General features: G+C 64.0%; 17 protein-coding genes. 11 read left to right on the top strand and 6 right to left on the bottom strand.

Translation table 11 applies throughout. The features are described from left to right. Positions 1 to 236: 236 nt before the first annotated feature. Positions 237 to 1,100: a hypothetical protein gene (locus OG417_RS25045; RefSeq protein ID WP_329260784.1), complete on the top strand. Its 864-nt coding sequence runs from the start codon at positions 237 to 239 to the stop codon at positions 1,098 to 1,100. An 851-nt stretch (positions 1,101 to 1,951) separates the two neighbouring features. On the opposite strand, the gene OG417_RS25040 is transcribed toward OG417_RS25045, so the two are convergent. Together OG417_RS25040 and OG417_RS25035 are read right to left on the bottom strand one after the other, a co-directional pair. Beyond that, positions 1,952 to 4,099, bottom strand: a complete 2,148-nt coding sequence (locus OG417_RS25040) for a tetratricopeptide repeat protein (RefSeq protein ID WP_329260781.1) — start codon at positions 4,097 to 4,099, stop codon at positions 1,952 to 1,954. Between the two features lie 731 nt (positions 4,100 to 4,830). Next, positions 4,831 to 6,741 carry a DUF4041 domain-containing protein gene (locus OG417_RS25035; protein ID WP_329260778.1) on the bottom strand — a complete coding sequence of 637 codons (1,911 nt, stop codon included), beginning with the start codon at positions 6,739 to 6,741 and terminating at the stop codon, positions 4,831 to 4,833. Positions 6,742 to 7,195: 454 nt separating this feature from the next. Between OG417_RS25035 and OG417_RS25030 the strand changes: the two genes are divergently transcribed. Then, the gene (locus tag OG417_RS25030) at positions 7,196 to 10,099 is read left to right on the top strand and encodes a TrlF family AAA-like ATPase (RefSeq protein WP_442875725.1); all 2,904 of its coding nucleotides are present in this window, start codon (positions 7,196 to 7,198) and stop codon (positions 10,097 to 10,099) included. Positions 10,100 to 10,472: 373 nt separating this feature from the next. Here the strand turns inward: OG417_RS25030 and OG417_RS25025 are convergent, their stop codons facing one another. After that, positions 10,473 to 10,679, bottom strand: a complete 207-nt coding sequence (locus OG417_RS25025) for an NUDIX domain-containing protein (RefSeq protein WP_329260773.1) — start codon at positions 10,677 to 10,679, stop codon at positions 10,473 to 10,475. Between the two features lie 361 nt (positions 10,680 to 11,040). Between OG417_RS25025 and OG417_RS25020 the strand changes: the two genes are divergently transcribed. The 7 genes from OG417_RS25020 to OG417_RS24990 all read left to right on the top strand — a co-directional run bounded on the left by OG417_RS25020 (position 11,041) and on the right by OG417_RS24990 (position 17,982). After that, positions 11,041 to 11,865, top strand: a complete 825-nt coding sequence (locus OG417_RS25020) for an aminoglycoside phosphotransferase family protein (protein ID WP_329260771.1) — start codon at positions 11,041 to 11,043, stop codon at positions 11,863 to 11,865. A gap of 95 nt (positions 11,866 to 11,960) precedes the next feature. Then, positions 11,961 to 12,302 carry a hypothetical protein gene (locus tag OG417_RS25015; protein ID WP_329260768.1) on the top strand — a complete coding sequence of 114 codons (342 nt, stop codon included), beginning with the start codon at positions 11,961 to 11,963 and terminating at the stop codon, positions 12,300 to 12,302. A gap of 91 nt (positions 12,303 to 12,393) precedes the next feature. Further along, the gene (locus tag OG417_RS25010) at positions 12,394 to 12,888 is read left to right on the top strand and encodes an RNA polymerase sigma factor (protein ID WP_329260766.1); all 495 of its coding nucleotides are present in this window, start codon (positions 12,394 to 12,396) and stop codon (positions 12,886 to 12,888) included. Continuing rightward, a complete protein-coding gene (locus tag OG417_RS25005) occupies positions 12,885 to 13,487 on the top strand; it encodes a hypothetical protein (protein WP_329260763.1) in 603 nt (200 codons plus the stop codon). Before OG417_RS25010 ends, OG417_RS25005 begins: the two co-directional genes overlap by 4 nt. Before the next feature lie 15 nt (positions 13,488 to 13,502). After that, positions 13,503 to 15,464 (top strand): hypothetical protein, encoded by a 1,962-nt coding sequence (locus OG417_RS25000; protein ID WP_329260760.1) that lies wholly within the window; start codon positions 13,503 to 13,505, stop codon positions 15,462 to 15,464. A 212-nt stretch (positions 15,465 to 15,676) separates the two neighbouring features. Then, entirely contained in the window at positions 15,677 to 16,789 is a 1,113-nt protein-coding gene (locus tag OG417_RS24995; protein ID WP_329260757.1) for an ImmA/IrrE family metallo-endopeptidase, read from the top strand. Next, positions 16,786 to 17,982, top strand: a complete 1,197-nt coding sequence (locus OG417_RS24990; protein ID WP_329260754.1) for a hypothetical protein — start codon at positions 16,786 to 16,788, stop codon at positions 17,980 to 17,982. The genes OG417_RS24995 and OG417_RS24990 overlap by 4 nt, the downstream gene beginning before the upstream one ends. On the opposite strand, the gene OG417_RS24985 is transcribed toward OG417_RS24990, so the two are convergent. The 3 genes from OG417_RS24985 to OG417_RS24975 form a co-directional block, all read right to left on the bottom strand. Then, on the bottom strand, positions 17,975 to 18,598 hold the full coding sequence (locus OG417_RS24985; RefSeq protein ID WP_329260751.1) for a hypothetical protein: 624 nt from the start codon (positions 18,596 to 18,598) through the stop codon (positions 17,975 to 17,977). The two genes, OG417_RS24990 and OG417_RS24985, sit on opposite strands and share 8 nt — an antisense overlap. A gap of 192 nt (positions 18,599 to 18,790) precedes the next feature. Next, positions 18,791 to 19,303 (bottom strand): DUF6624 domain-containing protein, encoded by a 513-nt coding sequence (locus tag OG417_RS24980; RefSeq protein WP_329260749.1) that lies wholly within the window; start codon positions 19,301 to 19,303, stop codon positions 18,791 to 18,793. 83 nt (positions 19,304 to 19,386) lie between these two features. Next, complete coding sequence (locus OG417_RS24975) at positions 19,387 to 19,896, bottom strand: hypothetical protein (RefSeq protein WP_329260745.1); 510 nt, start codon at positions 19,894 to 19,896, stop codon at positions 19,387 to 19,389. A gap of 234 nt (positions 19,897 to 20,130) precedes the next feature. On the opposite strand from OG417_RS24975, the gene OG417_RS24970 reads away from it, so the two are divergent. Together OG417_RS24970 and OG417_RS24965 are read left to right on the top strand one after the other, a co-directional pair. Then, positions 20,131 to 22,140, top strand: a complete 2,010-nt coding sequence (locus tag OG417_RS24970) for an ATP-dependent nuclease (RefSeq protein ID WP_329260742.1) — start codon at positions 20,131 to 20,133, stop codon at positions 22,138 to 22,140. After that, positions 22,137 to 23,657 carry a UvrD-helicase domain-containing protein gene (locus OG417_RS24965; protein WP_329260739.1) on the top strand — a complete coding sequence of 507 codons (1,521 nt, stop codon included), beginning with the start codon at positions 22,137 to 22,139 and terminating at the stop codon, positions 23,655 to 23,657. Before OG417_RS24970 ends, OG417_RS24965 begins: the two co-directional genes overlap by 4 nt. The last annotated feature ends 599 nt before the right edge of the window (positions 23,658 to 24,256 follow it).

Here is a 24,256-nt window from a genome sequence, read left to right as displayed (position 1 = left end):
TGCAAGGCAAGCATCACATCCAACAGAGTGCAGGTCGGCCGTCCAACTCCCTGGGACAGCCTGAGGCTCGTCAGCTTCATCCCAGGTGACGAGCCATGGAGGCTTGAGTTGGACAGTGAATGCATATCAGTACCGTACGAGTTTGACGCAGCCGAGGGAACAACCCTGACGGGACGGCGTACCACTCTGATGGTAATCCATCATGTCGCAGCCGGTACGCGACGAGGTGTGCGGTGATGTCCGAGGTGCGGTGGTTGAACGGGCCGGTCGGTATGGACGCGCACAGCCGGGTGCTGCGTACCGGGTGCCGCACGGTGCTGGTCGTTGTACCGTTCGTCGTCGCCGGGACCCGGCTGATGGACGTACTCCCGCTGCTGGAGGCAGACCACCGGGTCGTCGTGATGTTCACGGTGCCGCCAACACCCAATGGGACCATGTGTGACGGCGCGGAGGATTTCGTACGGGCGCACGGCGGGTTATTGCTCCCGTGGCACCAAGCCGTGCAGTGCGAATTCGATCTCGTGCTGGCGGCGAGCGACAGCGCGGTGAGCCATCTTCACGGGAAGGTGCTACTCCTGCCCCATGGGGCCGGCTCGATGGGTTCCCGGCTGCGTCCCAGAAGCTCCGGCCCACATGCCCTGCCCGTTCACGGTCTGGACCGTGCGACGTTGATGTGCCGGGGACGGCTGGTGCCGTCCGCACTGCCCCTGACACACGACGATGAACTCGTCGTACTACGGGATTCGTGCCCCGAGGCAGTCCCGGTCGCGGTCGTGGCGGGCGACATCTGCTTCGACCGGCTGATGGCCAGTCTGCCGTCGCGTAACCGCTACCGCGGCGCACTGGGGCTTGGGAAGGCCCAGCGGCTGGTGACCGTGACCTCAACCTGGCAGCCGGAGTCCGCGCTGGGCCGTCATCCGGACCTGCTAGACCGGCTGATGCGCGAGTTACCGCCTGATGAGTACCGGGTAGCGGCGATTCTCCACCCCAATATTTGGGCTATACACGGGCCCTGGATGGTCCGAGCGTGGCTGCGGACTGCCTGCGGGCCGGACTGTTGCTGTTGCCGCCTGAGGAGGGATGGCGTGCGGCACTGGTAGCCAGCGACGTGGTCATCGGAGACTACGGGTCGGTTACAAGCTACGCCGCCGCGATCGGCGCGCCGGTCATGCTGGCGGCATCTCTTCCGGAGGGCAATGTGCGTCACGGCAGCTTGTCTGAGGCCATAGCCCTGCGGGCGCCCCGGCTACGGCTGGACCGCCGGCTGACCGATCAGCTGTGCATCGTGGCCGAGCCCCAGAAAGGTACTACCGGGCGCGGCCCCATAGCCGAGCTCATCACGTCCCGGCCAGGCGAGGCGTCCGCCATCCTGCGCCGCACGATGTACCGCTTACTCGGTCTGAGCGAACCCCTGAGGGCAGTATCGGCCGCCCCGGTCCCTTTGCCTAGGCCGATCCCGCGCCCCGATGACCTCGCTCCTGCGGAGGAAGCATGAACACCCGTCGGCGCCAGAACAGGGCTGCAGATTCAGGCCCCAGCCCCATCTTGGAGCAGGCCATCAGGATCACGCGATGTCTGCAGCACAGCGTAGAAGGATGCGGCGTGGGCGTGTGGGCCTGGAGCACGCGGCTCTTTCCGCTAACGCCGTGCCCTTGCGAGGGGGGCAATCGGTTCACTGTGGTCACGGAAGACGCGCCCACGCAGTGGGCGCAGAGTGCCGATGTGCTCATGTGCGCCGCCCAGTCATCGGTACGCGGTGCCCTTTGGTCGGGTGGCAGTTGGCTCAGGAGCCTGCCCGGTTGCGCTCTGGTGGCCGTCCCTGCTGGGCGGTACGGCACCGTCTTTTGTACCCGGACCGAGCAGATCGTTGATGCCCCAGGGCGCGGTGATCCACGGTTTCGAGCGGCGTGTGCCTATGCATGGACCGTCTCCGGGCACCGCCTGGGCAACCTCAACGGGTCGCCTGTCCCTCATCATTTTCTGGCCGCTGCGTCTCAAGACAGGCTTCCACCCTGCTCAGCGCATGCTGGACCGGTCTCAGGTCTGGCACTCCCGCCTCGGTGAAAAAGGTGTGGGCCCTCAGCAGGCGGTCCCGAGCGGTGGTCAGGTCGCCGATTCCTTCCGCTGCCTCTCCCCAGGCCATCATGACGCGGGCCTTGTACTGGTGAGAGCCTGAACCTTCCATGACATCCCAGGCGGCCCGTGCGAGTGCCAGTGCCTCAGAGGCACGGTCGGCGCGCGTCAGTGCTTCGGCGAGACAGACTCTGCTCATAGCCTCCACGGGAGGGTCGGACAATCCTGCAGCCAGCTCGCAAGCCCGTTCGAGTTCATCAACCGCCTGAACGGTCTGCCCGGCCGCGTAGAGTGTCTGCCCCAGGACTCGCTGCGCAAGGGCTTCACTACGAACCTGCCCCGTCCGGCGGTCGAGCTCCACCGCTTGCCGCAATGCCTCGATTGCCTCGTCAAATCGGCCCAGGTTACGCAAGGCCATTCCCATCAGCTGCAGTGCCGCGGACTCTGCCAGTTCATGTCCAGCGGCACGCGCTGCGGTCAACGCGGCTCTGCCTTCCCAAAGAGCCTCCTCCGGCCGGGATAGATTATGGAAAGCGATCCCGAGCCTATGACGCATCCGGGATGCCGCAGCTTGATCACCGCACCGGCCCGCTGCCTCGATTCCTAGCCGGTAGGCAGCGATCCAGTCCTGGAAGTGCTTACGGTACAGAAACAACGACCACATGGCCTCGCACAGCTGCCACACCAACTGATCTAGCCTGCGCTGGGCCGCAGCCCGTAATACTGCCATTAGATTGGGAAGCTCGGACTCCAGACTGTCCAACGCCTCAAGGCTGGTCGCGTAGACGGTCGCCGCATCGCTGTCCCGCTCGTACACTGGCCCCACATGCCATTCCAGGGGCATCACTACACGGTCAGCGGTCACCGCGACGGACAGGTAATACTCTGTGACACGCGCGAGCACAGCGTCGCGCTCACGTTCGCTGTCCTCCGTTTCCGCTCGCCGTCGAGCATGTAACCGAATCAAGTCGTGGAAGCGGTACCGGTCGATCTCGCTGTCCTCCAGCACGCTAGCGTCCACTAGCGTCTCCAGTACCTCGGAGGTCTCTTGGATGGACAGCTCCATTGCCGCGGCGGCCGCCTCGATGCCGAAGTCGGGGCCCGGCTGGAGGGCCAGCCACCGATAGGCACGCGCCTGCTGCCCGGACAGCCCTTCGTACGAGACGTCGAACACGCTCATCACCGAGACTTCCCCGTCCACCGACAGCGCTGTCAAGCGCCGCTGCTCGTCAGCCAACTCCCTCACCACCCGGCCGACCGGCCAGCGCGGACGCGATGCAAGCCGAGCACCCGCCACGCAGAGAGCTATCGGGAGCCGACCACACAATCTCGCCAGCTCCCTCACTTGCTGCCCCTCCACATCCCCTCTGACGCGCCCCGCCGAACGCGTAAGCAATTCCACCGCGTGATCCTGCGACAAGGCCGCGACCTCGACCAGGCCGCCGCCCTGGGCCAGCACCCCGCCCAGCCGCCAGCGACTGATCACCAGGACCATGCCATCGGCGGAACCCGGCAGCAGCAGAGTGACCTGCGCCGCCGATATCACGTTGTCGAGCAGCACCAGCAGCCGTAGCTCCGCGGTCAGCGAACGGAACAACGCGACCTGCTCCGCCAGATCGACCGGCACTTGCTCCGGCATCACGCCCAACGCGCGTAGAAATCCCTCCAGCACCTGACCCGGCGCCACCGGCTGCTCTGCGCGAAACCCACCGAGATCCGCGTACAGCTGGCCGTCGGGGAAACTCTCCGACGCGCGGCTGCCCCAATACGAGGCCAACGCCGTCTTGCCAGCACCTCCGGGCCCACTAAGCAGCACCAGCGCCGGAGCGCCATCCCGCCGCCTGGCCAATTCCTCATCGAGCAACTGAATCTCAGCGACCCGATTGGTGAAATGGGCCGAGACAATGGGTAGCTGCCTAGGCACCACGGGCGCCGATGGCTGGTGATGAACATGCACACCACCATGGATCGTTCCCGCCTGCACATTCGCGCCGAATGACCCGCCAGAGATCTCGTTGCTCACCATGCTCCCAGCATTCTCCAGCGCTCTGGTGGGGTCCGGTTCGCCCACTCCATCACCCCCTGGCAACAAGCTCTGGTAACGACGAGCTTACGCAGCCTGGGCCTTCCCTCAGAGGTGTAGACACCTTCCTGTCCCATCATGGCGACCTAATCGGCGGGGATCATCGTCGCTGTCTCTCTCATCCTGCCCCACCCCACTTTGCAGAGAATGACTCATCCGTCCCAGGTTTCACAGCAGCGCAGTAGGTTTCGCGTAGAGCCCGATAGCACGCGACACCGCAGCACGGCGGCTCGCGGCTAGCTGCTGAACGGGACAAGCCCTGAGTTCGCTGCAACCACGAGAGCGTCAACCAAGGCCTGCCACTTCGGGAGCGTCCCGTGCTCTTCAACTGCGACACGGATCTCTTTCAGCCAGTCGTTAGATGACCGCGATTGGTCGGCCGTGACTCGGTCGCCTTGAATGCGCGGGCCTGCGACCCAAGCGAGGCCGCGGGCGGCTTGCTCTCCGATCGGCAGCTTGCGTATGAGCCGGATCAGCGCATCGACACAGCGTTTCTCTCCTCTGCCGACAGACAGCGGGCCGCTGTCACCCAGTCCGGTCCGGGCATTACCCGATCCCGTCGACGCCGACATCAAGGCCATCCAACGAGACGGGCTCGGCGGCCTGCTCCACGAATACGCCCAAGTCGGTTAGGTGGACACAGTATTCGACACCCACAGGGTTCGGACCGGTGGCTAGTCGGCCCCTCGTTGGTTGCGGCTGGTGCGCCACTCGATGGCCTCTGGGGTCTCATGAAACTCCAGGAGATGTTGTCCGGCGATTTCCTTGACCACGGTCCGCACCTCTGTGGGTGTGGCGTAGAAGAACTCGCGGCGTAGGTTGACGAGGTTGACCCGTTTGTCGGCGAGGGCGTGGTGGAGCCGGTTCTCGAGTTCGACGGCGTCTTCGCTAAAGATCAGGGCGTGGACGTCGAACCGGAACGGTACTGAGGCGTCACCGAGTTCGCGGACCCGGTCCATCGGCTCCAGCCTGCGCGTCATTCCGATCTTGACCATGCGCTCGCCGAAGGCGCCGATGTTGGATATGACGTACACGTAGCCGGCTCTGGTGTTGGCCTGGCGGCCTTCCATGTCGGTGATCGCCTGGTCGACGTCCGACAGCTTGCCTCGAATCTCAGCGGCGCCGACCTCGTCGGCGTTGGCCTCCAGCTTGGCCAGCGCGGCCAGGTAGTGCGAGCGTTCCTTGAGCAGCCGCGCCTTCTCACGCTCGAACTCTTTGAGGGCCTTCTGCTCCTCACGCTGGTGTTCGCGTTCTGCCCGCACCCGTTCCTTCTCCTCCTCCACCTTCGCTATGTAGTCAGCGGTGAGGCGGAGTTCGGCGATTCTCGCCTGGTGGTAGGCGGGGCTGATCGTGATGCTCATCGTCTTGCCTAGCCGGGCGATGGTCTGCACCGTCTTCCCGAGCCGGTCGATGGAGGCCTGCAGCTTGTAGGGCCGCATCGTCCGCACGAGGTTGTCCGCCTCGGCGTTGTACGCGCGGAGCATCAGCTTAGAGATGTCACGCACCATCCGCCGTCCCTCGGCGAGGGAGTTGTTCACGTGCCAGGTCGTGGTCGCCAGTACGGCCGTGTCGCTACGGACCATCGACTTGTACTTGTCTTTGAGCCGCTCCAGTTCGCCCTTGTAGGCGACGGCGTCGCTGAGCGGATGCTGGTACTCATAGACGCCGGCTTCTTGCAGGAGCGCGATCTCCTGCGTGTCGACGATCTCAGCACGTGCCTGCGTAAGTGCGGTGTTCTGCTCGGCCGCCTGCTGCCCGAGCTCGGCTACCGCGGCGCGGAGACGTTCTGTCTCGTTGCGTAGTTGAAAGGCGTCCATCCCCCGCATCTGCTGGATCCACTCGTGAAGCTGGGCGTTCTCCGCCTCGAGTTCGGCGATCCGCTTCTTGCCACCGAACAGTCCATGCCCCGACACCGATGGGGCCGGCAGCGGTGCCGGTAGAGGGTTGGCATCTGCCGGTGCCGGCGCCGGAAGCGTGGGCTCGGGGGCGAGTTGATCGGGAGAAGGGACGGCGGCGGAACCGCTGCCGGGATCCCGGAGATCGGGCGTCTGTGGAGCCTCGATCCAGAACTGCCAGTCAGCAGGAGCCGCAGGCCAGGCCGGGTCGGGCTGCCAGCCAGCCGGAGGTTCCCAACCAGCAGGCGGAACCGGCCACCCCGGCGGAGAGTTGAACCGCCGGCGCGACTGCCTGGACGGCGAGCCGGCGTGACCGATCCGCTCCAGCAACACGCTGGCGTCCGCCGGTTGCACGTCACCGAAGCCCAGCTCCAGGCGGTTTTTGAGAGTGACCACCAAAGCGGCCACATGGGCGAAGGACTTCCGTATCTCAGCGCCTGCCACATCGGCCCGGCCGGTATGAACCTTCCAACCGACACGGGCGACATCGCCCGCGTGGAAGGCCAGCACTCTTTCATTCGTGACGAGGATGTGGCTCAGCAACGGACGCACGCTCGTCGTGGTCACCAACGCCAGAGGGACCTCAGCCGTCCCGAGATAGGGCCGCAACTCCCGTAGCATCCCGGCAACCCGAGCACGCTTGACCTTGACACCCACGTAGAGCTCGGTCGGGTAGGGAAGATCCGTCATACCGTCCCCCGATTCGGCCTCAGACGGCAACGCCACATCGGCACCGCATAGCTACGACGCCGGACCACACCTCAGCGGATGGCACACGTGATCAGATCGTCACCAGGTGGCGCTCTCGATGGATAACGCTCGGGTGGCGGCAGTGACTGTCGGCCCTGCGTGGGCAAGGGTCGGAGCGCGGACCACTAGCATGCGCGAGCGTCGCTGCCGAGGGACAAGCTTCGCCGAGCCCGGGGGCAACAGCGAACCATGCGAGCGGTCCGCAAGAGCCCGAACAGCGAAGCCCTCGCCGTAAGACCCGATGGGCGAAATACGTGAATGTCGTTGCAATTGGCCACTGCACTGGCGAAGATAGTGCTGTGTGACGGGAGGGACGCGTCGGCCCGCTCAGTGAGCCAGCGCGGCGTCACGCACAATCCATACCGATCTAGGCCTTCGGCCCAGGCGCCGACCAGTGCCGCGCTTATGGAGCCACAAGGCACGCCGAGCGGGGGCGACGTTGACGTCAAGGTGGTACAAGTGCGACCTGCAGGTAGCGACTCCCGCTTGGCACATGAACTTGCCAAAGGGAAGAAGCTACAACTTCCAGAAGCCTGACGACCGCAAAGCTTTTGCCGATCTCTATATGGACCACTTAGCGAAACGCGGCATCGAGGTCATCGCTCTGGCTGACCACCACACGGCCACCTGGCTCAGCGACATGAAGGATGCGGGAGCTCGCGCAGGCATCACTGTCTTTCCAGGAGTTGAGGTCACAACGGGAACCGGGTCGGACGGCGCGCATCTCATCCTCATCGGAGGTTTGGACAAGACCGAGCAGGACATCGAGATATTGCTCGCGAAGGTCTGCGGATTCGGGGAGCCTGAGCATCCGAAGTTCAATCCGTCCCAACGTCGCGAGCCCGCGCCGTCTCCACGATCAATCGGGGAAATCCTTGATGGTCTACCAGACGGTTGGCTAGCCATCGCGCCACATGTGCTTAGCGAAAATGGCCTTGCGTCTCCCAAGACCGTAGGCAATACCCTTCGATGGAAGGCCTTGCACCACGATCGACTCTCAGCCGTCGACGTCGGACATCATCACGGTGGTGGAGAGACGGACAGTGGCAAGCGGGGGTTCAACCAGCGGTTTCGAGAGCGCGACCTTGACGATCTCCCATGCCTGAAGCGGTTGGCATTCGTCAGCACTTCTGATGCTTACTGCCTTGAGGAACTCGGCAGCCGTTTCTCTTGGATTCGGATGAGCGAGCCCTCGCTGGAGGGGCTGCGACAGGCGTTCCTCGACCACGAAGCCCGCATCATCTGCGACTGGGATGAGCGACTGTCCGATCGGCCAGATCCGAACCACGTCGACCATGCCTGGGTCGCGTCGGTAAGCCTCGGCGGCGAACTGGGCAATTCCGCAAGCTCGATAAGCGTTAGCTTCGCACCCCGACTAAACGTCATCATCGGCGGACGCGGATCCGGAAAATCGACGATTGTAGCGGCGCTAAGACAACTCTATGGAACGACCGCGGGTCTCCCGGCTTCCCTTCGAGCTGAGGCCGAAGACTTCGTCGACCGCGTATTCGGCTCCGCCGAGCTGACCGCGACACACCACCTCGACATCTCCGGCGAACGACAGAACGCGCGATGGACTCGTGAGAACGGCCCGACGACGGACCGCGGCGTCACGACCAAGACCGCGTTCCCGATTCGGTTGTTCGGCCAGAAGGAACTGTACGAGCGGATCAAGTCCGTACCGTCAGACCCGTACGTGGCCTCGAGGAACCTGCTCGGCCTCATCGATGAAGCGATCGAGGCCGCTGGCGATGGGTCGCGGAGTCAGTTCGAAGATGGAAGAGCCACTCTCGAGAATCGTTGCGAACGGTTGGTACGTGAGAGACAGCAGGTTCAAGCCGCGCTCGACCGTAAAGACGATTTGCAGGCGCGAGCGGCAGAGCTCAGCCGACGGGTCGCCGTCCTCGACAACCCCGAATTTAAAGCGCGCCGAGAGAACAACGAGAAAATCCTCCGTGAACGCGCCGAGCTCGAATCGATCGCGACACAGCTGGACCAGACGATCAACGACATTCGGCAGCACGCGGAAGGCCTGCTCAGCCAAAGCTCCCGCACCAGCCAACTGAATGCGCCGCCGAGCGCACGGACACCTCATCTCCATCGCCTCGATGATATCCGCACTCAGTTGCTGAACGACTTGCTTGCGGCTACGGCGCAGGCTGATACAGCAGCGAAGGTAGCCGAAACCGCCAGACAGGAAGGCCCATGGGCCGACGAAGTAAAACGTGCCCTCGATGATGATGCTGCGTATCAAGCAGAACTAACTCAAGCCGGCGTCAAGCCCGAAACTTATCTGGAGCTGCGCGACGACCTTTCGACAACTGAGCGCGCGCTGGCCGACCTTGCTGCGCAGCAGATGCGTCTTGCTCAGCTGAAGCAGGATGAGGCCACCTCCTGGGAGGCCCTGATCGCTTTCTATGACGGACGTCGGCGGAGACGCACCCACCTCGTGGAAAAAGTACATGAAAGCAGCGGATCACTTCGGTTCGAACTCACCACACATGGCGACTGGGCCGGGTGGGAGCGCGATGTCCGGGAACTGTTGAACCTGCGATCAGACGGCTACATCACAGACGTTCGCACCGTAGCAAGGTGGCTGTGGTCGGGTCCCTCCGATGGCATCCAGGATCGCCTGTCGATGTGGCGAGATGCACTTATCGACTCCCGGCCAGCCGCTTACCGGCTCCTCGAAGATGAATTGCTTGAGGCCGGGGTGCGGAAGGCCTGGTGGCAAAAACTTCGGAATCTGGATGGGACGGTCCGGCTAAGGCTCTCGATGCTCATGGCCGATGACGTGATCACCATGCGCTTTCTCAAGAGCGGCGGCCGCGCAACCCGTGCCGAGGACTGGCAGGACGTCTCCCATGGCTCGCCTGGACAGCGAAGCGCGGCAATGCTGAGCTTCGTCCTTCATCAGGGCACTGAGCCGCTGGTCATCGACCAACCGGAGGATGACCTCGACACCGCCTTGATCTCTCAGCTGATCGTGACCGAGTTGCGGAAGAGCCGGTGGAAGCGTCAGGTTATCATCGTCACGCACAACGCGAACATTCCCGTCTTGAGCGATGCCGAGCAGATCGTCGTGCTGGAAGCACACGAGGGAAGTCTTCGGATCAAGGAGTCCGAAGGTCGACAGCATGTGGGCCCGATCGAGGTCATGCAGGTCCGCCAAGAGATCCAGGATGTCCTTGAAGGCGGGGTGGCTGCATTCATCACGCGGGAAAAGCGCTACGACAACGAACTGAGCACCTACCGGCGAGACCTCGCCGCTACGGACAAGCCACGAAGGAGCAGATGAGCACCGTCATCCGCCTAAGAACGCCTCGCATCGGTCGATGGTCGTGATCGTCCGGCGGATCTGGGGTCTGAGGGAAATCGCTTCCATATGCGATATCCGGTGCCCTAACCTCCACGAAGATGAACAGTTTTCCGGTACGGACAGGCTATGCGGCTCTTCTGGCCGAATATCTGAGGAGCGCCCCCGAGGCTCTCCCATGGAAGCTGCGTCCGATCATGGCTCTCAACGAGGTCATCGCCGTGTGCGAGGGAGTGCGATCGGGGCGTCAGCCTCCTCAACCGCATGACCGGCGGTCGTTGCTCGGCGATGTTCAGCATGCCTTGACCGACATGGGCAGCGAGTTGCGCAAAGCCCTGAAGCCTTCGATAGACGATTACAAGCAGGCCCGCCGTTCGGTGATGAGCTCGATCTCCAGCCCTACTTCCTCACGAACCTCACGAATTGCGGCCTGTGCAAGATCTTCGCCCGGCTCAACGTGTCCACCGGGATGATAGATCCAGCCCATCCCCTTCGCGCTGTTGAGTAGGAGTACGTGGTCATCGGCGATGATAATCGCAGAGGCGGTGAAGTGACGGATCACAACATCTCCTGAACGCACGCCGAGGTGAGGTTTCTTTAAGTCTGCCTGCCGACGAAGCAATCCGCCCGAAGGACAACCCAACACGGCCACAGGAACGAAGCGAAGAGCCGACCTGCGATCAGCCACCATCCCGACATGACGGACTGGCAGCCAACGATCCGTGCGGCTCGAGGTCCCCGAGTCACCCGCGTCGCCAGCCTCGGGCCGCCGGCCGGTTCGCCGTGGACCGGCGCACAACCCATCGCCGTCGTCTGGGCTGACATGGCGCGCTGACGGCCGGTTCCTCGTGTCTTGAGTCGTACGGTGGCCCTGGAGGACTTGAATAGAGCCCGTGGATATACCTCCGCCACTGGCGGACCTGGTGCAGCAGGTCGTTGGGGAGATCACCTCAGTGGCGGACCGGTCGTGGCCACGGGACAACTCGGCGGTATGGGAAATCACCACGGCCGCGTCGCGCCAATACTTCGTTAAGCGACACCCATCCCTGCGGTTTCACGAGCGGGAGGTCACCGCCTACGAGGAGGTCGTGCCGTCGTTGGGATGCGGCAGGGCTCCTGAGCTCCTCGCCGCCGATCAGGATCTGGCGGCCATCGTGATCAGCGGCCTTCCGGGTGAGGTTCTGAAGGGCCTCTCGCTTTCGCCCTCGATGGAGCTGGAGGCATATCGGCAGGCCGGATGGCTTCTACGCCGAATACATGACGTGCCGATCACGGTGCCCGGTGTCCAGGGCATCGGGCTTGTCATCGAACGGTGCGAAGAACGTCTTCGCCGCGCCGATGGACTACTCCGGGTACGGGAGGTCGCGTTCGTCCGGGCATGCGCCACTGCCTTGGCTGCCATCGAGCCGCGGCTACCGGTGACGGCAACACACGGAGATTTCATGCCTCGCAACTTCCTGTGGGACCGGCGAACCTGCCGACTGGCGCTGATTGACTTCGAGCGGGCCGAGCTCGGCCCTGCGGTACGGGACCTGGTCCGGCTGGAGTACGGCAGCTGGGACAGGCGGCCAGAGCTTCGTGAGGCATTCCTCGACGGGTACGGCCGAAATTTCACCCACGACGAGCGCCAGGCGCTGACCTGCCTGGCAGCGCTGGACGCCCTCAGCGGACTGCAGTGGGGCACCGAGCACGGCGACACCGAGGTCACCAACCGCGCTCGCGCCACCTTCGCCCGTCTGATGAAGTGACCGCGCGCTGGGCTGAGCTCTCGCCGACGTCGAAGGCCAGCCAGAAAATCCGCTGGTCAACGATTTGTTCATGATGCCGTGGGCGCATCCGTCGTGTGATCACCACGAGATCTTCAGTTTTTTCTTCAGAAGGCGTCACGGATTTGGCCCTTCGCCCCCACTACCTCACGTACGCCGCGCTCGATGAGCGCCTGGATTCGATGGGGAACGAGGTGGTCGACATGGGGATGGATTCATTCGATGTCGTCCTGGCGGTCGCCGGCCAGGCCTTCAGCCTGTTGTCTGCGATTACCCAGGCGTTCGCACAGGTCAACGTGAGCCGGGAGTTCGAGCACTTGCCGATTGAGCTCGTGGGGAACCGCGCGAGCCGGACGGGTGACGGCTTCATCGTCGAGATCGGCCGATCCATCGCGATCGGGGACCGTCTTGGCCGATAACGGTCACCAGAGCGCGTATGCGACGGTCCCCCCTATTCCCGGTCTCCCGTCCGGGTTCCCAGAGAGGGCCATGGGAGCGAAAGTATCGAAGGTGGACTTCGAAGACTTTGTCCGGGCAAAGAGATCGAATCTGATTTGGTTCCTGCTGAGCCACGGCGCCAATCGTCACGAGGCCGAGGACGCGACACAGGTCGCGTTCATCGAGGCCTGGCGAAAATGGGACACGATCATCGAAAACCCGTGGGGATGGGTGTGCACGGTCGCGCTGCGCAGATTCTGGCGCTCCTCGCCCAAGGCCGCCGGGCCCGCTCGGGAAGATCCTGCAGGGCAGGTTCCCGAGCGGACCGGATTCCCCTCGGCCGCGGACAAAGTTGAACTCAGCGAACAAGAGCGTGCGGTCTGCGCCATGCTCGCCGACCTGCCGATAAAGCAGCGTCAGGTGATGGCCCTGCGCTATGACGGCTTTTCCAATCGGGAGATCGCCGATCGGCTCGGCATCGACCCGTCCGCCGTGCGGCACACCGTGCTGCGGGCTAAGAGCCGGCTTCGCCACCTCGGCGCGCTCACGCAGGAGGACGCGGGATGAGTACCTACGAGGAATTCGATGAACTGGACGAGTTGATCTTGGGGACCAAGGCCAGTGTCATCGCCAAGCTCGACGCTGCAACCGACTTCGACGCCGTGCTCGCCGACATCTACGCGAAAGGCGGTGGCGCCGAGAGCGTCGAGTCGATCGGAGCGTTCACCGATCCGGCCGGTGTACGAGACCGGGAGGAGATACGCGGCGGCGTGGAAGCGGTGGGCGATCACATCGACATGCTGCAGGCCGTGCTGGTGGCGGCGGCCAAGTCCGAGGAGAAGTCCCCGCTTATGGGCATGGTCTACCTGAGCACGGCCCGCCAGTCCCTGTGGCGCTTGCGCGACGGCCTGACCGCGCGTCGGCTGAGTAAGACCGCCGCCATGCGGTTGGTCAGCCAGGTCGAGCACAACCTGCGGGAAATCGATCGGATCTTGCGGCGTCAGCACGGGCTGTCACTCGACGAGGCGCTCCACGACCGGATCGGTGAGCTGATGGAGCTGGGTGGCGACATCGCCGATCAGATCCGGATCCTGCACGAGAAAGTCGTGCAGCTCTTCGATGATGCCGCGGACTCGGCGGTGCTCACCCCGGTACCCCACGGCTGAACAGGAGACAAGACGATGGGCAAGGCGGCAAGGAACCGGCGACGCCGGCACGAGCGAACCGGACGTGAGCAGCACGGATCCCCTGAGCAGCCCTCTTGGTGGGCGCAGCCAACGGATGTGGCGAGAGGAGGAACCACAGAGGCCAAGGAGCTGGCGGCTCGGGTCGCAGACGCCGTCGAGATGCCGTGTCGGGCCACCTTCCTCGACGATCCGGTCTTTGGCGGCGCCCTGAACGCGCTCTTGACTGGCGCGGACGTGACGCAGCCCCCTGATCCCGGCGGTACAACAAAAGCACCCCCGGTGCTGCTGTTCGAACCCCTGCACATGATGGCGATGAAAGACACTCTGACCGGCACTGTCCACGAGCTGCGGACCGAGGCTCTGGTCATGGGTGGCTTTCACCGCCTGTCCGGCCCGGTGTGGTCGGTCGAGCTCGCCGACGGGTGGGGCGTGTACCGCACCAAGGACATGGTCGTGCTGCGCAATGCCGACGGCGGGGTAGCGGCGAAGAGCAAGCTCGCACTCGACCCGGCTTGGGAGTCGGCGGCAGTCAGTCATGGCTACGTTCTGGTGTTCCACGGTCATCCGCTCGGCGTTGAGCCACCGCCCGGAAAGACCGAACAGACCTACACCACCCGTGATCGCGCGATGGAGTTCAGGCAGGCCCGGTACAACGGGCTACTCACGGGCGCGGTCGTGAAGTGGGGTGGCATCACCGAGGACACCTTGGACTGGGTGCTTTTCCCGCCGGGGGCCTTCGGCCTGCCGCTCCCGCTGGCGTACGTTCCGATCTGGAGTTTCACACCGCACGGTGGCCCAGAAGCATTCGGCTTCACGCGGCTGAACAAACGGGTACAGGCCCCATTCGCCGAAGGCATGGTCGCCAAGCTGACCACCACCGACCTGGACCTGGTACGTCCCGGCGAAGCCGACCGCGCCATCGCGTTCATCACCGGCTACCACTGTGGCGACGAGCCAGCCAACAAGCAGTTCTTCGAAGGGTGGCGGCAGATGATCCTGGACTGCGGCGGTCTGGTGATCATGACCGGCAACCGGGACATGCCCGCGCTGCTCGGCGCGAGCCGTGAACAGGACCAATACGCCTGGGAGGTGATGGGTGAGTCCTGGGGCGCGAAGGTCTTGGTCAGCGAGGACAGCAAGGTGGATGCTCTCGCAACCGTCCCGGCTCGCCCCCAAGAAGGTCAGCCGCGGGAAGTGATCGCGCGGGCCGAGCATCAGGCCGAATACATGCAGGTCCTCAAGGACAAACTGGCCGGGCAGGAATCGTTCTCGGTCAGCGTCGACAACGCCCTCGAAACGCTGATCGACAAGGCCGGGCTACAGCACTGGATCACCAACTTGTGGCCCCTGGCTTGCCAGACCTGTAGCGAACCGCTGGGCGCCAAGGCCGACATCAGCGCAGACGGGCCATTCGAGGACGACAAGATCCTCCTCAGCATGCACCATTCGGGCTGTCGGCCCTCGGGCGTCACACCGCCGGAGGGCGTCAAGATGAGCTGCCCCACCTCATCGTTCGTCGCCGGTTACCTCAGCGCCGACGACAAGCCCCAGGACTACGACCTTCCCGTGATGGTGATCAACCCATCATGCGAGCAACTGCAGCTGATCCCCAACTCATCCGGCGGTTGGCGAAACGCGACGCTGGAGGTGTTCACCACGCTCGGCTTCGCTCCTCCCGACGGGAACTTTCCTCCCACGGCCAGGGAGGTGGAAGCCGAGGTCTCCGGCGACTACCTGATCGTCACCGTGACCGGGTACCTACCGGACAACCATGACCACGAGTGGGCGATCAAAGCGCCTGAACACGTACTTCACCAAATCCGACGACTAGAAGGCATCGCCGTCTCCCTGGTGACCAAAGCCCTGCCAACCCTGCTCGGTCACGAGGACCTTCCTTCCGCCTTCGGCGACGAAGACGCACTCATCGGCTGGGTTCCGCTGGCTATGACCGGTTAGCAACCAAATGAAGACACCCAGCATCGACACCCGGGCCAGCAAACAAGGCCACCCGGTGGCCCAGCGCTGGTCGCTCAACATCGTTGCCGCACCCCTGGGCGCTCTCAGCACGGTCCCGTACCAGAGCCGACCCAATTCAAGGATTAGGAATATTTTGAGGTGATAATCTGAGGCATCTGATGTTTACGACTATCAAGCTAGGGAGGTGACGGATGGTTTCCATGGAGCCAGAGACAGCGCATGCAACGATGTTGACGCTCGCCCGGGAATCCCGCGGCATGACCCAGCTTGACGTCGCGAAGGCCATGTCAGCACTGGCCGGCGAGCGCATCTCCCAGGGGTACGTGAGCAAAGCAGAGTCCGGCCGGCTGAAAGTGAGCGGTGCACGCCTGGAACTGTACGGCCGAGCACTGCGTTACCCGCCTGGAACGCTGTGCGTGGACGCCGACGTGCACGGGGTGGGAATCGGTCTGGTCCACCACCGCAAGAAGGCGGCGCTCGGCGCGCAGGCGCTGCGCAGGATTCACGCCGAACTCGCGCTGACCCGCCTTCAGGTCCGCGGACTGGTCCCCTCCGTTACCGAGGATGTGCATCACTTCGAGCGCGTCGCGGTGACCGACCTGGAGTCTCCTTCGGACGCCGCACGAACGTTGCGCAAGCTATGGAATCTCCCCGAGGGCCCCGTCTCCGATCTCGTACAGACCATCGAGCAGGCCGGGGGCCTGGTCCTCATCCGGGATCTAGGGACTCGCGACGTGGACGCGGTCAGCCAGTGGAACGGCGTGGAAGCTCCGCTATTCCTCCTAAACGCCCACGCTCCCGGCGACCGGTTCCGGTTCAGCCTCGGCCACGAGCTGGGCCATATCGTCATGCATCCCGAGCCGGGCGCCACCACACTGCAGGAACGCCAAGCCGATGAGTTCGCCAGTGAATTCCTGATGCCTGCCGCCGACATCGCCGCTGACCTCCGCAACGGGTTGGACCTGAACCGTCTTCTGGCCTTGAAGCACCGGTGGGGGGTCTCCATGGCAGCGCTGGTTCGCCGCGCGGTGACGCTGGCCGCGATCAGCGACTGGCAGTACCGCAATCTGATGGTCGAGATGTCCACTCTCGGATACCGGACTCACGAGCCGGGCGATCTCGCCCGCGAGCGCCCCGACAAAGTGACCACGATCGTCGAGCGGCTCACCCACGCACAAGGCCTTGATCGGGTGGCCGTGACGGCTGGGCTTCTTCCTGAGGAATTTCGCAGGCTGTATCTGTCTGACGCCGCTCAAGACGGCGATTCCCCCGACGCCGACACCGTTCACGAGGTACACCGATGAACGACCGTCCCGTTCCCACGGACCACAGCGGCCAGACGCTCGCGCACATCGGACGCCAAGGCAAGGCCGCAAGCGCGGTGGCCGAGCGCATCTTGATGCTGGACAGGCCACGATTCGTCAAGGAAGTGCCTGACTACCTCGACCCCGACTATGGCGGCTTGGTGCTATGCGGTGACAATGCTGCCGCTCGCACGCTTGAACTGGCCAAGAGCGGCTACAGCGGGGTTCTCCTGGAAGACGCCGCGGCGTATGAGAAGGAGATCGCCACCGGGGAGGCGCCATTCGCGCTGCCCGACGGAGACCTGCTTTTCGGCGGGGACCTCGACAGTGTGCTTCAAGCGCAAATCGAGCGCGGCGCCACTGCCGCGCTGACGCCCACCCGATACGTGCCCGCCGGTGCCTCCGACGCCCTCAAAGCCATCATGGTCGCTGCTCAAGCGATCGACCGCGACGACGTCATCGTCGTTGTCCCGATATCGATCGCCTGGCTCCGCAGGGAGTCACGAGCACAGCTCACCGCGGTGCTGAAGCGTATTCCGCATCCGGTGGCATTGGCCCTCGGGGGCCAGTACGACCCGCTGAAGGCGTTTGCTGCGGCTCCAGAACACCTACGGGACCTGCTCCAGGAGGTGCCCGGCGTGGGGCTGTGGCGTACCGACCTGGCCGGCTTCGACGTCCTCGCCCATGGCGGCTTCTTCGCTGCCATCGGCGCGGGCGGATCGGTACGGCATCTGGTGCCCGCCGGGGAGCGACCTGAATCGTCCAAGCCGTTCCCGCACTACCCCAGCGTGCTGGTCCCAGAACTGCTGCGATACAGCGCAGCCGATTTCCTCGCCGACGCCTACGCCAACACCACTCCCCCGCGGTGCTACTGCCCGAGGTGTGGTGGGACGTTCCTCGACGCCTTCTACGACCGCACTGACGTGATCAGAGCCGCCGCCCACGCCCACAACGCCGCGACCTGGAACAGCTGGCTTCCCGGCTTGTTCCAGCACCAGCGACTCGGTGACCGGCAGCAGTGGTGGCGAAACCGCTGCAAGGCGGCGGTCGACGCCCACCTCGCCGAGAATGTCCGGATCGAGCAGCCCGGCAGATTCAAGCCTCCGCCAGCGCTCAAGAAGTGGGCCGACCTCCCACTGCGCGATACCCCGACCGCACCCGCCAGCTCGGGGGCAGAACAAACGACTACCTGACCTGCCGGTAGACCTCTTCGAGGAATCGCCAACCCGCCGCAGTAAACCGATTGCGGCGAAACCTCGCAGGCGCTACCAAGACGTCCGGTTCGGCGCTCCCTGCAGCGACGATGACACCGATGCCGTAGAACCCCGCCTCCAAGCGCAACGCGTCGAGATCACGGGGCGGCGTGCGAAGCACCATCGCCCGTGAGCAAAAGGGCGCAAACCGTCCAGCACGCTCCAACCCCTTCCGCCAAGAACGAGCAGAAACCATCGCCATCTCAACCCCCAGTGGTGGCACCGCCTGCCGGATCACCATCCCCGCGCTCACCAGAACCGTCCCGTGCGGAACCATCCGGAGCATGGATCGCTCCGCAGGCGTCAACGCCTCCAAGGCCACGGGTTTGCCTGTGGGAAGTCCGAGAAGGAACTGCAGAATGTCTGGAGCGGTGATGGCACCCAGCCCAACAGCGCGGCGACGATCGCTCTCGTCCTTGTCCAAGCGGAAACTCAGCACCGCCCAGGTTCCCTGCACCCACACCGTCGAACGACAGCCGACGAACCCGGCGTCAGCAGATACCACCGAGGCAATCTCGCTGATGGCCTCCGCAGAGAGCTCTGCCGTGCTCGTCATAGGCCCACCCTCTCGCAGCCGTGCCGTCCCGATCCACCCGGGGTATCCCGGCGATCCGGAGAGCAGATGGGCCACCCCCATGGCCGGGCCATCTGCAGGGCGGATGTGTTTCCCCGTGCCCGGTGACACGTCCTCCCCTCCTCCGGAGGTTTCCAGCTGCATCCGTTGCTGGGGACCAGCAAACCCCGGGGGTTATCGATTGTGGTCGCGGACCAGTTCCAGGTAGTCCGCGAGAGAGCCAAGGCCGACCGCCGCGCGACGTTCGTCGACTGCCTGAGGCTCAGCCAGCGGAGCTGGGGCAATCTCACCATCGTCAGCCAAAACGAGTTGCGTTCCATACAGTTGTGGCTGGTCGGCGTTCCGTAGGCAACGGTCCTCAAGGTAGGCCAAGTCCTTCAGCCTTGCTTCGCCGTCCGCAACCGCATCGCGCATCAACGCCAGGAAGATCCGCTGCTGGACGGGGTCGGCGTCCGCATGCTGAGCAATCAGCCACGCAGCGTGGGCCGCATCGAGACCGACGTCGCTGATCCGTGGCCAACCGTACTCGGCGACCAGCGCGGCGAGCCATCGCGTGTTGTCGGCATCCACCGCGCGGCACTGCTCGCGCTCCTGCTCGGTCCACCGCCTGCCGGGTGCGTTCTTCCTGACCTCCTGGTCGAGGTCTCGCCGCCGCAGCAGCTCAGAAGCCGACTCAGCCAGGTCCACCAGACCTCCGGTTGCCGTTGTCAGGTGCTTGCCAGCTATTTGGATCGCCAGGCCGCTCGATCGAGCAACGGGGACCTCGGAGCTCAGCCGGCCGGCGCAGTTCTAATGATGATGCGCGTGTGCCGTTTTTCCGCGACCAGGTGGCCGGCGACATCGGTGGCGGTTCCGGCTGGGTGAACCTCGATCCAGGTGTTGGTCAATGATCGGCCGTGACGGTCCCAGCAGCGAATCTGCTCAGCGACACGGTCGGCCAGCTGTTCGCCCTGCGGGCCGTATGCGCACACGCCCAGCTCGAAGATTCTCCTCCCGTCGTCGCCACGGGGAGCCTCCCGCATAGTGAGGTAAGCGAACGTATCAAGATCGAACACGGCCATACTGCCCCAGCGGTACATGGGCTCGACGAGCGTGCCTTCGATCGCGTCGCCGCGTGCGAGGAGGCGGCAGAACCCATCCATAGTGGCCAGCCAAAACTCAAAGTGGCCGAGCTCGGATTCCGTGGCGTTCACGCCCAGCCAGGTGTGGCAGGCGGGGCGCTTGAGGGCGCCACCGAGGACCTCCGGCCCCGGCGGATCAACGGTCTGCGGCACCAACACCAAACCGATCCCAGCCAACGCTGTTGACACCTCTGCACGTTTATCCGTACTCAGCCCTGCACTCCAAGGAGTACGCCGACACGCAACAGTTGCTTCAGCTCGGCGGCCGACATTTGCGGCCAGAAAAGGCCGTCCTTCACATACGGCAGCTCTGCACGGTAGAACAGACCTGGTCGCCGTCAGCACACGTCCGTCAGGGGAGACGGCAAGCGACGATCCACGGGGAGGATGCTCATGCATCTGAGTCGGCTGCGCGTGAAGGGCCTCCGCGCGACCGCGCAGGGTGAAATGGAGGTCAACCTGCCGGGGCGGTTCAGCGTGCTCATCGGCGCGAACGGGGCAGGCAAGACCACCATCAGCGAGGCGCTGTACCTGAGTCACAGAAAGACGTTCCCGCACTTGCCCCGGCCATCGGCGGCGGCTTTGGGACCCCCAGAGCGGAGTATCGAGGTCGAGTACTCCTTCGCTTCAGACCTGACGGAGGAGGGACCGCTAGGAACGAGCATGCAGCTACAAAGCGGCCGGAGCGCACCCGGCACGGTGGCCGCCAGCTGGATATACACCTTGCATCGCGACCTGGGTCGGGTGCGCGCCAAAACACTCATTGCCACCGACACCGAGGCCGCACTGCTGCTGGTCCACCTTCCTGCATGGCGTAACCCACTCGACGAACTCGCGCGCCGAGAGGCTCGCATACTCGTCGAGCTGCTGAGAGCCCAGCAGCAGAACCGTGGCCGAGGACGTGATCTCACCTCGCTGCGCGCCCGCGCTTCTGGCTTGCTAGAAACTCTTGCCACTGACGGCCTCCTTGCGGCATTGGAGCAGCGCGTCAGCGAACATCTGCGTGCACTTTCCGCCGGCGTGAGCCGGACCTGGCCCTTCATCCGCGGACAGGTCGTCGACGATCGTTACCTCGCCCGCGTCCTCGAGCTGATGCTCGCCACTCTTGAAGGGCGCGAACATGCCCTTCCTCTGGAAGTAGCTGGACTCGGGTACGTCAATCTTCTGCACATAGCAGTCACGCTCGCAGCGATTCCGGACTTCACTCGGGCGGCCTCTGCAGCGGAGGCCGCAGCGAAGTTCTCTGAAGGTACCGAAGACTCCATTCAGACGCCGAAGATTACCGGCGTGCCCGGAGAAGACGCAGTGGATGCAGAAGCGGAGTTGGCAGATGCAGAAGAGCGTCTTCGCCAGGCTCGCGCGGAGAGCGAGAGCGCCGAGGATTCGTTCTTTCCTGACGGACCCTTCCACGTCACGCTTGTCATAGAAGAGCCCGAAGCCCACCTTCATCCGCAGCTTCAGCACTCTCTGGTTCGATATCTGCGTCGAGAGGCACAGCGCCGTCCTGAGCTGCAAATAATCCTCTCAACGCATGCAACAGACATCATCACGTCCTGCGACCCGGAAGAAATCGTCGTGGTACGCCGAGAACTTGATGGACGGCACGTTTCGCGGGCTGTCGCCAACCTGCCACTGACCAACCGAGACGAGGTCTTGCGGAAGACACGCCTTCACCTCGACGCTAGCCGCTCAGCAGCGCTGTTCGCGGAACGGCTTCTTTTGGTCGAAGGCGTTACCGATGCCGCTGTAACCCGCGAGTTTGGATGGGTATGGGCCGCTGACGACACGGATAAGCAGGCATTCATCGACGCGCTAAGCATCGTGCCGATGGGAACGAAAGTAGGCTCATGGGCGGTTCGCCTTCTCGCCACCAAGGGCCACGAGCTATGCAGGAGGGTTGCTGTGCTTCGTGACAGCGATCTCGCATTCGAGAAGGCTCCCACGAAGCCAGCCTGGGTAGACGAGCACGACCCTGACGTTGTTCTTGTCACGCATAGTCATCCGACTCTCGAGCCTGAGCTGACCCGCGGCAACGAGAAACTCGTTGCACAGGCTCTAGAGGAGATCGACGTCGATGCGCCGACCTCGATCACACCTGAGTCAGTTCACCTGCTCTTCCGCAGCGCTAGGAAACCGAAGAGTGGCACACCCACGCCTGCTGGCCCAGCCTCGAGCAGTAAGGGCGAGTTCGCGCTCGCCATTGCTGCCCTCATCCGGGACGCACGCCGAACCGAAACCCCGGTCAGCGTACCCGCACCAGTCTCGGAGGCCCTCGACTTTCTCTACGCGACGATGCAACCGGCTGCCATTGACACAACCGAAGGCGAGATGACCGGCCAAAACGATGCTGGGGAACGCAACGAGGTCAACGACGGACACGGCGACCAAAAGGCGCCCGGATGACCGAGAATGCCGCGTCCGACGACACCAGCGGGGCCACAGGGCTTACCGAGCAGCAACGGTTGGCCATTGGCACAAGAACTAAACGGCTCTTCATCGAGGCAGGACCCGGCACTGGGAAAACCACGGTTTCAGCGCATCGCTTCGGAGTTCATCGGTTTGAGTCAGAGGCCCGCCGCGACCCGCGCGCTGTCGTAGCGGTCAGCTTCACCCGGGCTGCCACCTTGAACCTGGTCCGCCGAGTCCAACGGCTGTGGGGAAGGCGGGCCGTCACATGGCCGCACCGAGTCGTGACGCTGGACACCATCATGTGCGACCTCGCCCATGACCTCCTACAAGCAGGTCTGCTCCGGTGGCCCAACGGTCACACGGAGCTCAGGATCGAGGACAGTTGGGCGTCATTCAGCGGTTCGACCTGGAATCGGACGAGGTACTGGTTCACAGTCGCTCAAGGTCTAGTAAACATTCACCGAGGGTTCGTTACCTCTCCACGTTCCTCCGTTCCGGCGACAGTGAGCGCGCCGCTGCTCGCAGAGGGCATCTGCACCCACCAGGACATCCGCGACGTATTGGAGTTGGCTATCGCCGATCCGTCGATAGCCACGTACGTACGTGACCGGTTGGGGGCGACGATGCGCGCCTTGATCGTAGACGAGGTATTCGACGCCAACGATCTCGACATTAGGATCATTGAAACGGTCGTCGAAGCTGGCGTGGCAGTCACCTTGGTCGGAGACCCCTGGCAAGCCTTGTACGTCTTTCGAGGGGCTAGGCCCGAGGTCGTCCCACTCCTCCTGGAACGCAGGAGATTCCGCACCTTGCCTCTGACGCGATCCTTTCGCTGGCAACACCCTGGCCAGCAACGACTCGCGGAAGAACTGCGCGCCGGACAGTCAGCCAGTCTTCGAGCCACGAGCCACGAGGCGGACCTGGCCGGCCTGGACGTGGTACTCGCACTGCGGTGGAAGGGGCTATGGGAACTCGGCCCCGGGGTGCTGCCCCTGGCGTTCCACGCCTTCAAGGGCGGGCACGAAGAGGCTGCCGCCACTTTGCTGCTAAACCATGCAACCCGCAGTATCTTCAGCCTCGACGCCACCTACCTAAACAACGCCATGACGGCACTAGCCATCACAGATCACGACGTCCTGAGGCAGATCGAACCTCAGCTGCAGGAGATCACCGAGACACTCCAAGCCGGAGGAAAAGCGAGCGTGACCGCCGCGTATGCCCAGATGGCTGCCCTCGTTGAACGCATCTCACCGCGTCGCCTCAGAGCAGCCCATCACAACCACACGCGTCGCCTAGCCCTGATCCAAAGCCGTCTCGCGTACCCTGGTCGCCCCGTGCCGGGGCTCACCACACATCAGGCCAAAGGCGGCGAGTGGGAAGCAGTAGGCGTCCGACTAACCCCTGACGAACGGAATGCACTAGCTGCCGGTCTCAAAGTAGAGCGCGACACCGACAGGAAGTTGTACGTCGCCTGCACTCGTGCACATCTCATGACAACCGAAGTCACATGAACCCGTCGCATCAGTAGTCAGCCCAACGAGGGCGGGGGCGCCCTCAGCAGACGTCGCATGAGTGCCTCTTACCGGTCAGTTTCTCGTCCACGCTGGCATGTGGGGCCACTGTCCTCCGTCGCTGGCCCTGCAGCCGACATCGCCCACACGACCAGCAGGTCACTGCGCATGCGGGCGCCGCCGGAGCGAACGCCATCGCCGCCATACGGGCGGCCGACCACATCACCCCGGACGCCTATACCGCCGGGCTACAGGTCGTCTTCGCCAGTGCAGCGTATCGAGTCCGCCCAGGTCGTGAGTTTGGCAGTACGTCCCGGCCAGCACGGTCCCCGCCACGACAGCCGAAATCGGGAGCACGCTACAGCGCCTGCACCGCCTGGCTCACACTTCGCTACGCTGAGAGATCTCCCGAACCCGGTCGCCAGCGTCCGTGACGCCATCCACCGGCAACGCGGCGTCCTCACCTCCCGCGAACATCGCTGGCTGAGCCGACGTACCGATGAGCTATATGACGCCTGGAAATCGCTGCCATTCACAGGCGCGCCAACAATCGCGCACGGTGACGCCTGGATCGACAACTCACCGCGGTCGTCCGGCGA

The organism is Actinoallomurus sp. NBC_01490, from assembly GCF_036227085.1.
GTDB classification, from domain to species: domain Bacteria; phylum Actinomycetota; class Actinomycetes; order Streptosporangiales; family Streptosporangiaceae; genus Actinoallomurus; species Actinoallomurus oryzae.
Note: the sequence above shows the minus strand (reverse complement) of the source record. Positions and strands in the feature narration are given on the sequence as shown.

Coding starts and splice junctions, on each gene's coding strand:
- OG417_RS25045 (WP_329260784.1), top strand. CDS start 237: ATGTCCGAGGTGCGGTGGTTGAACGGGCCGGTCGGTATGGACGCGCAC.
- OG417_RS25040 (WP_329260781.1), bottom strand. CDS start 4,099: ATGGTGAGCAACGAGATCTCTGGCGGGTCATTCGGCGCGAATGTGCAG.
- OG417_RS25035 (WP_329260778.1), bottom strand. CDS start 6,741: ATGACGGATCTTCCCTACCCGACCGAGCTCTACGTGGGTGTCAAGGTC.
- OG417_RS25005 (WP_329260763.1), top strand. CDS start 12,885: ATGAGTACCTACGAGGAATTCGATGAACTGGACGAGTTGATCTTGGGG.
- OG417_RS25000 (WP_329260760.1), top strand. CDS start 13,503: ATGGGCAAGGCGGCAAGGAACCGGCGACGCCGGCACGAGCGAACCGGA.
- OG417_RS24995 (WP_329260757.1), top strand. CDS start 15,677: ATGGTTTCCATGGAGCCAGAGACAGCGCATGCAACGATGTTGACGCTC.
- OG417_RS24990 (WP_329260754.1), top strand. CDS start 16,786: ATGAACGACCGTCCCGTTCCCACGGACCACAGCGGCCAGACGCTCGCG.
- OG417_RS24985 (WP_329260751.1), bottom strand. CDS start 18,598: ATGACGAGCACGGCAGAGCTCTCTGCGGAGGCCATCAGCGAGATTGCC.
- OG417_RS24970 (WP_329260742.1), top strand. CDS start 20,131: ATGCATCTGAGTCGGCTGCGCGTGAAGGGCCTCCGCGCGACCGCGCAG.
- OG417_RS24965 (WP_329260739.1), top strand. CDS start 22,137: ATGACCGAGAATGCCGCGTCCGACGACACCAGCGGGGCCACAGGGCTT.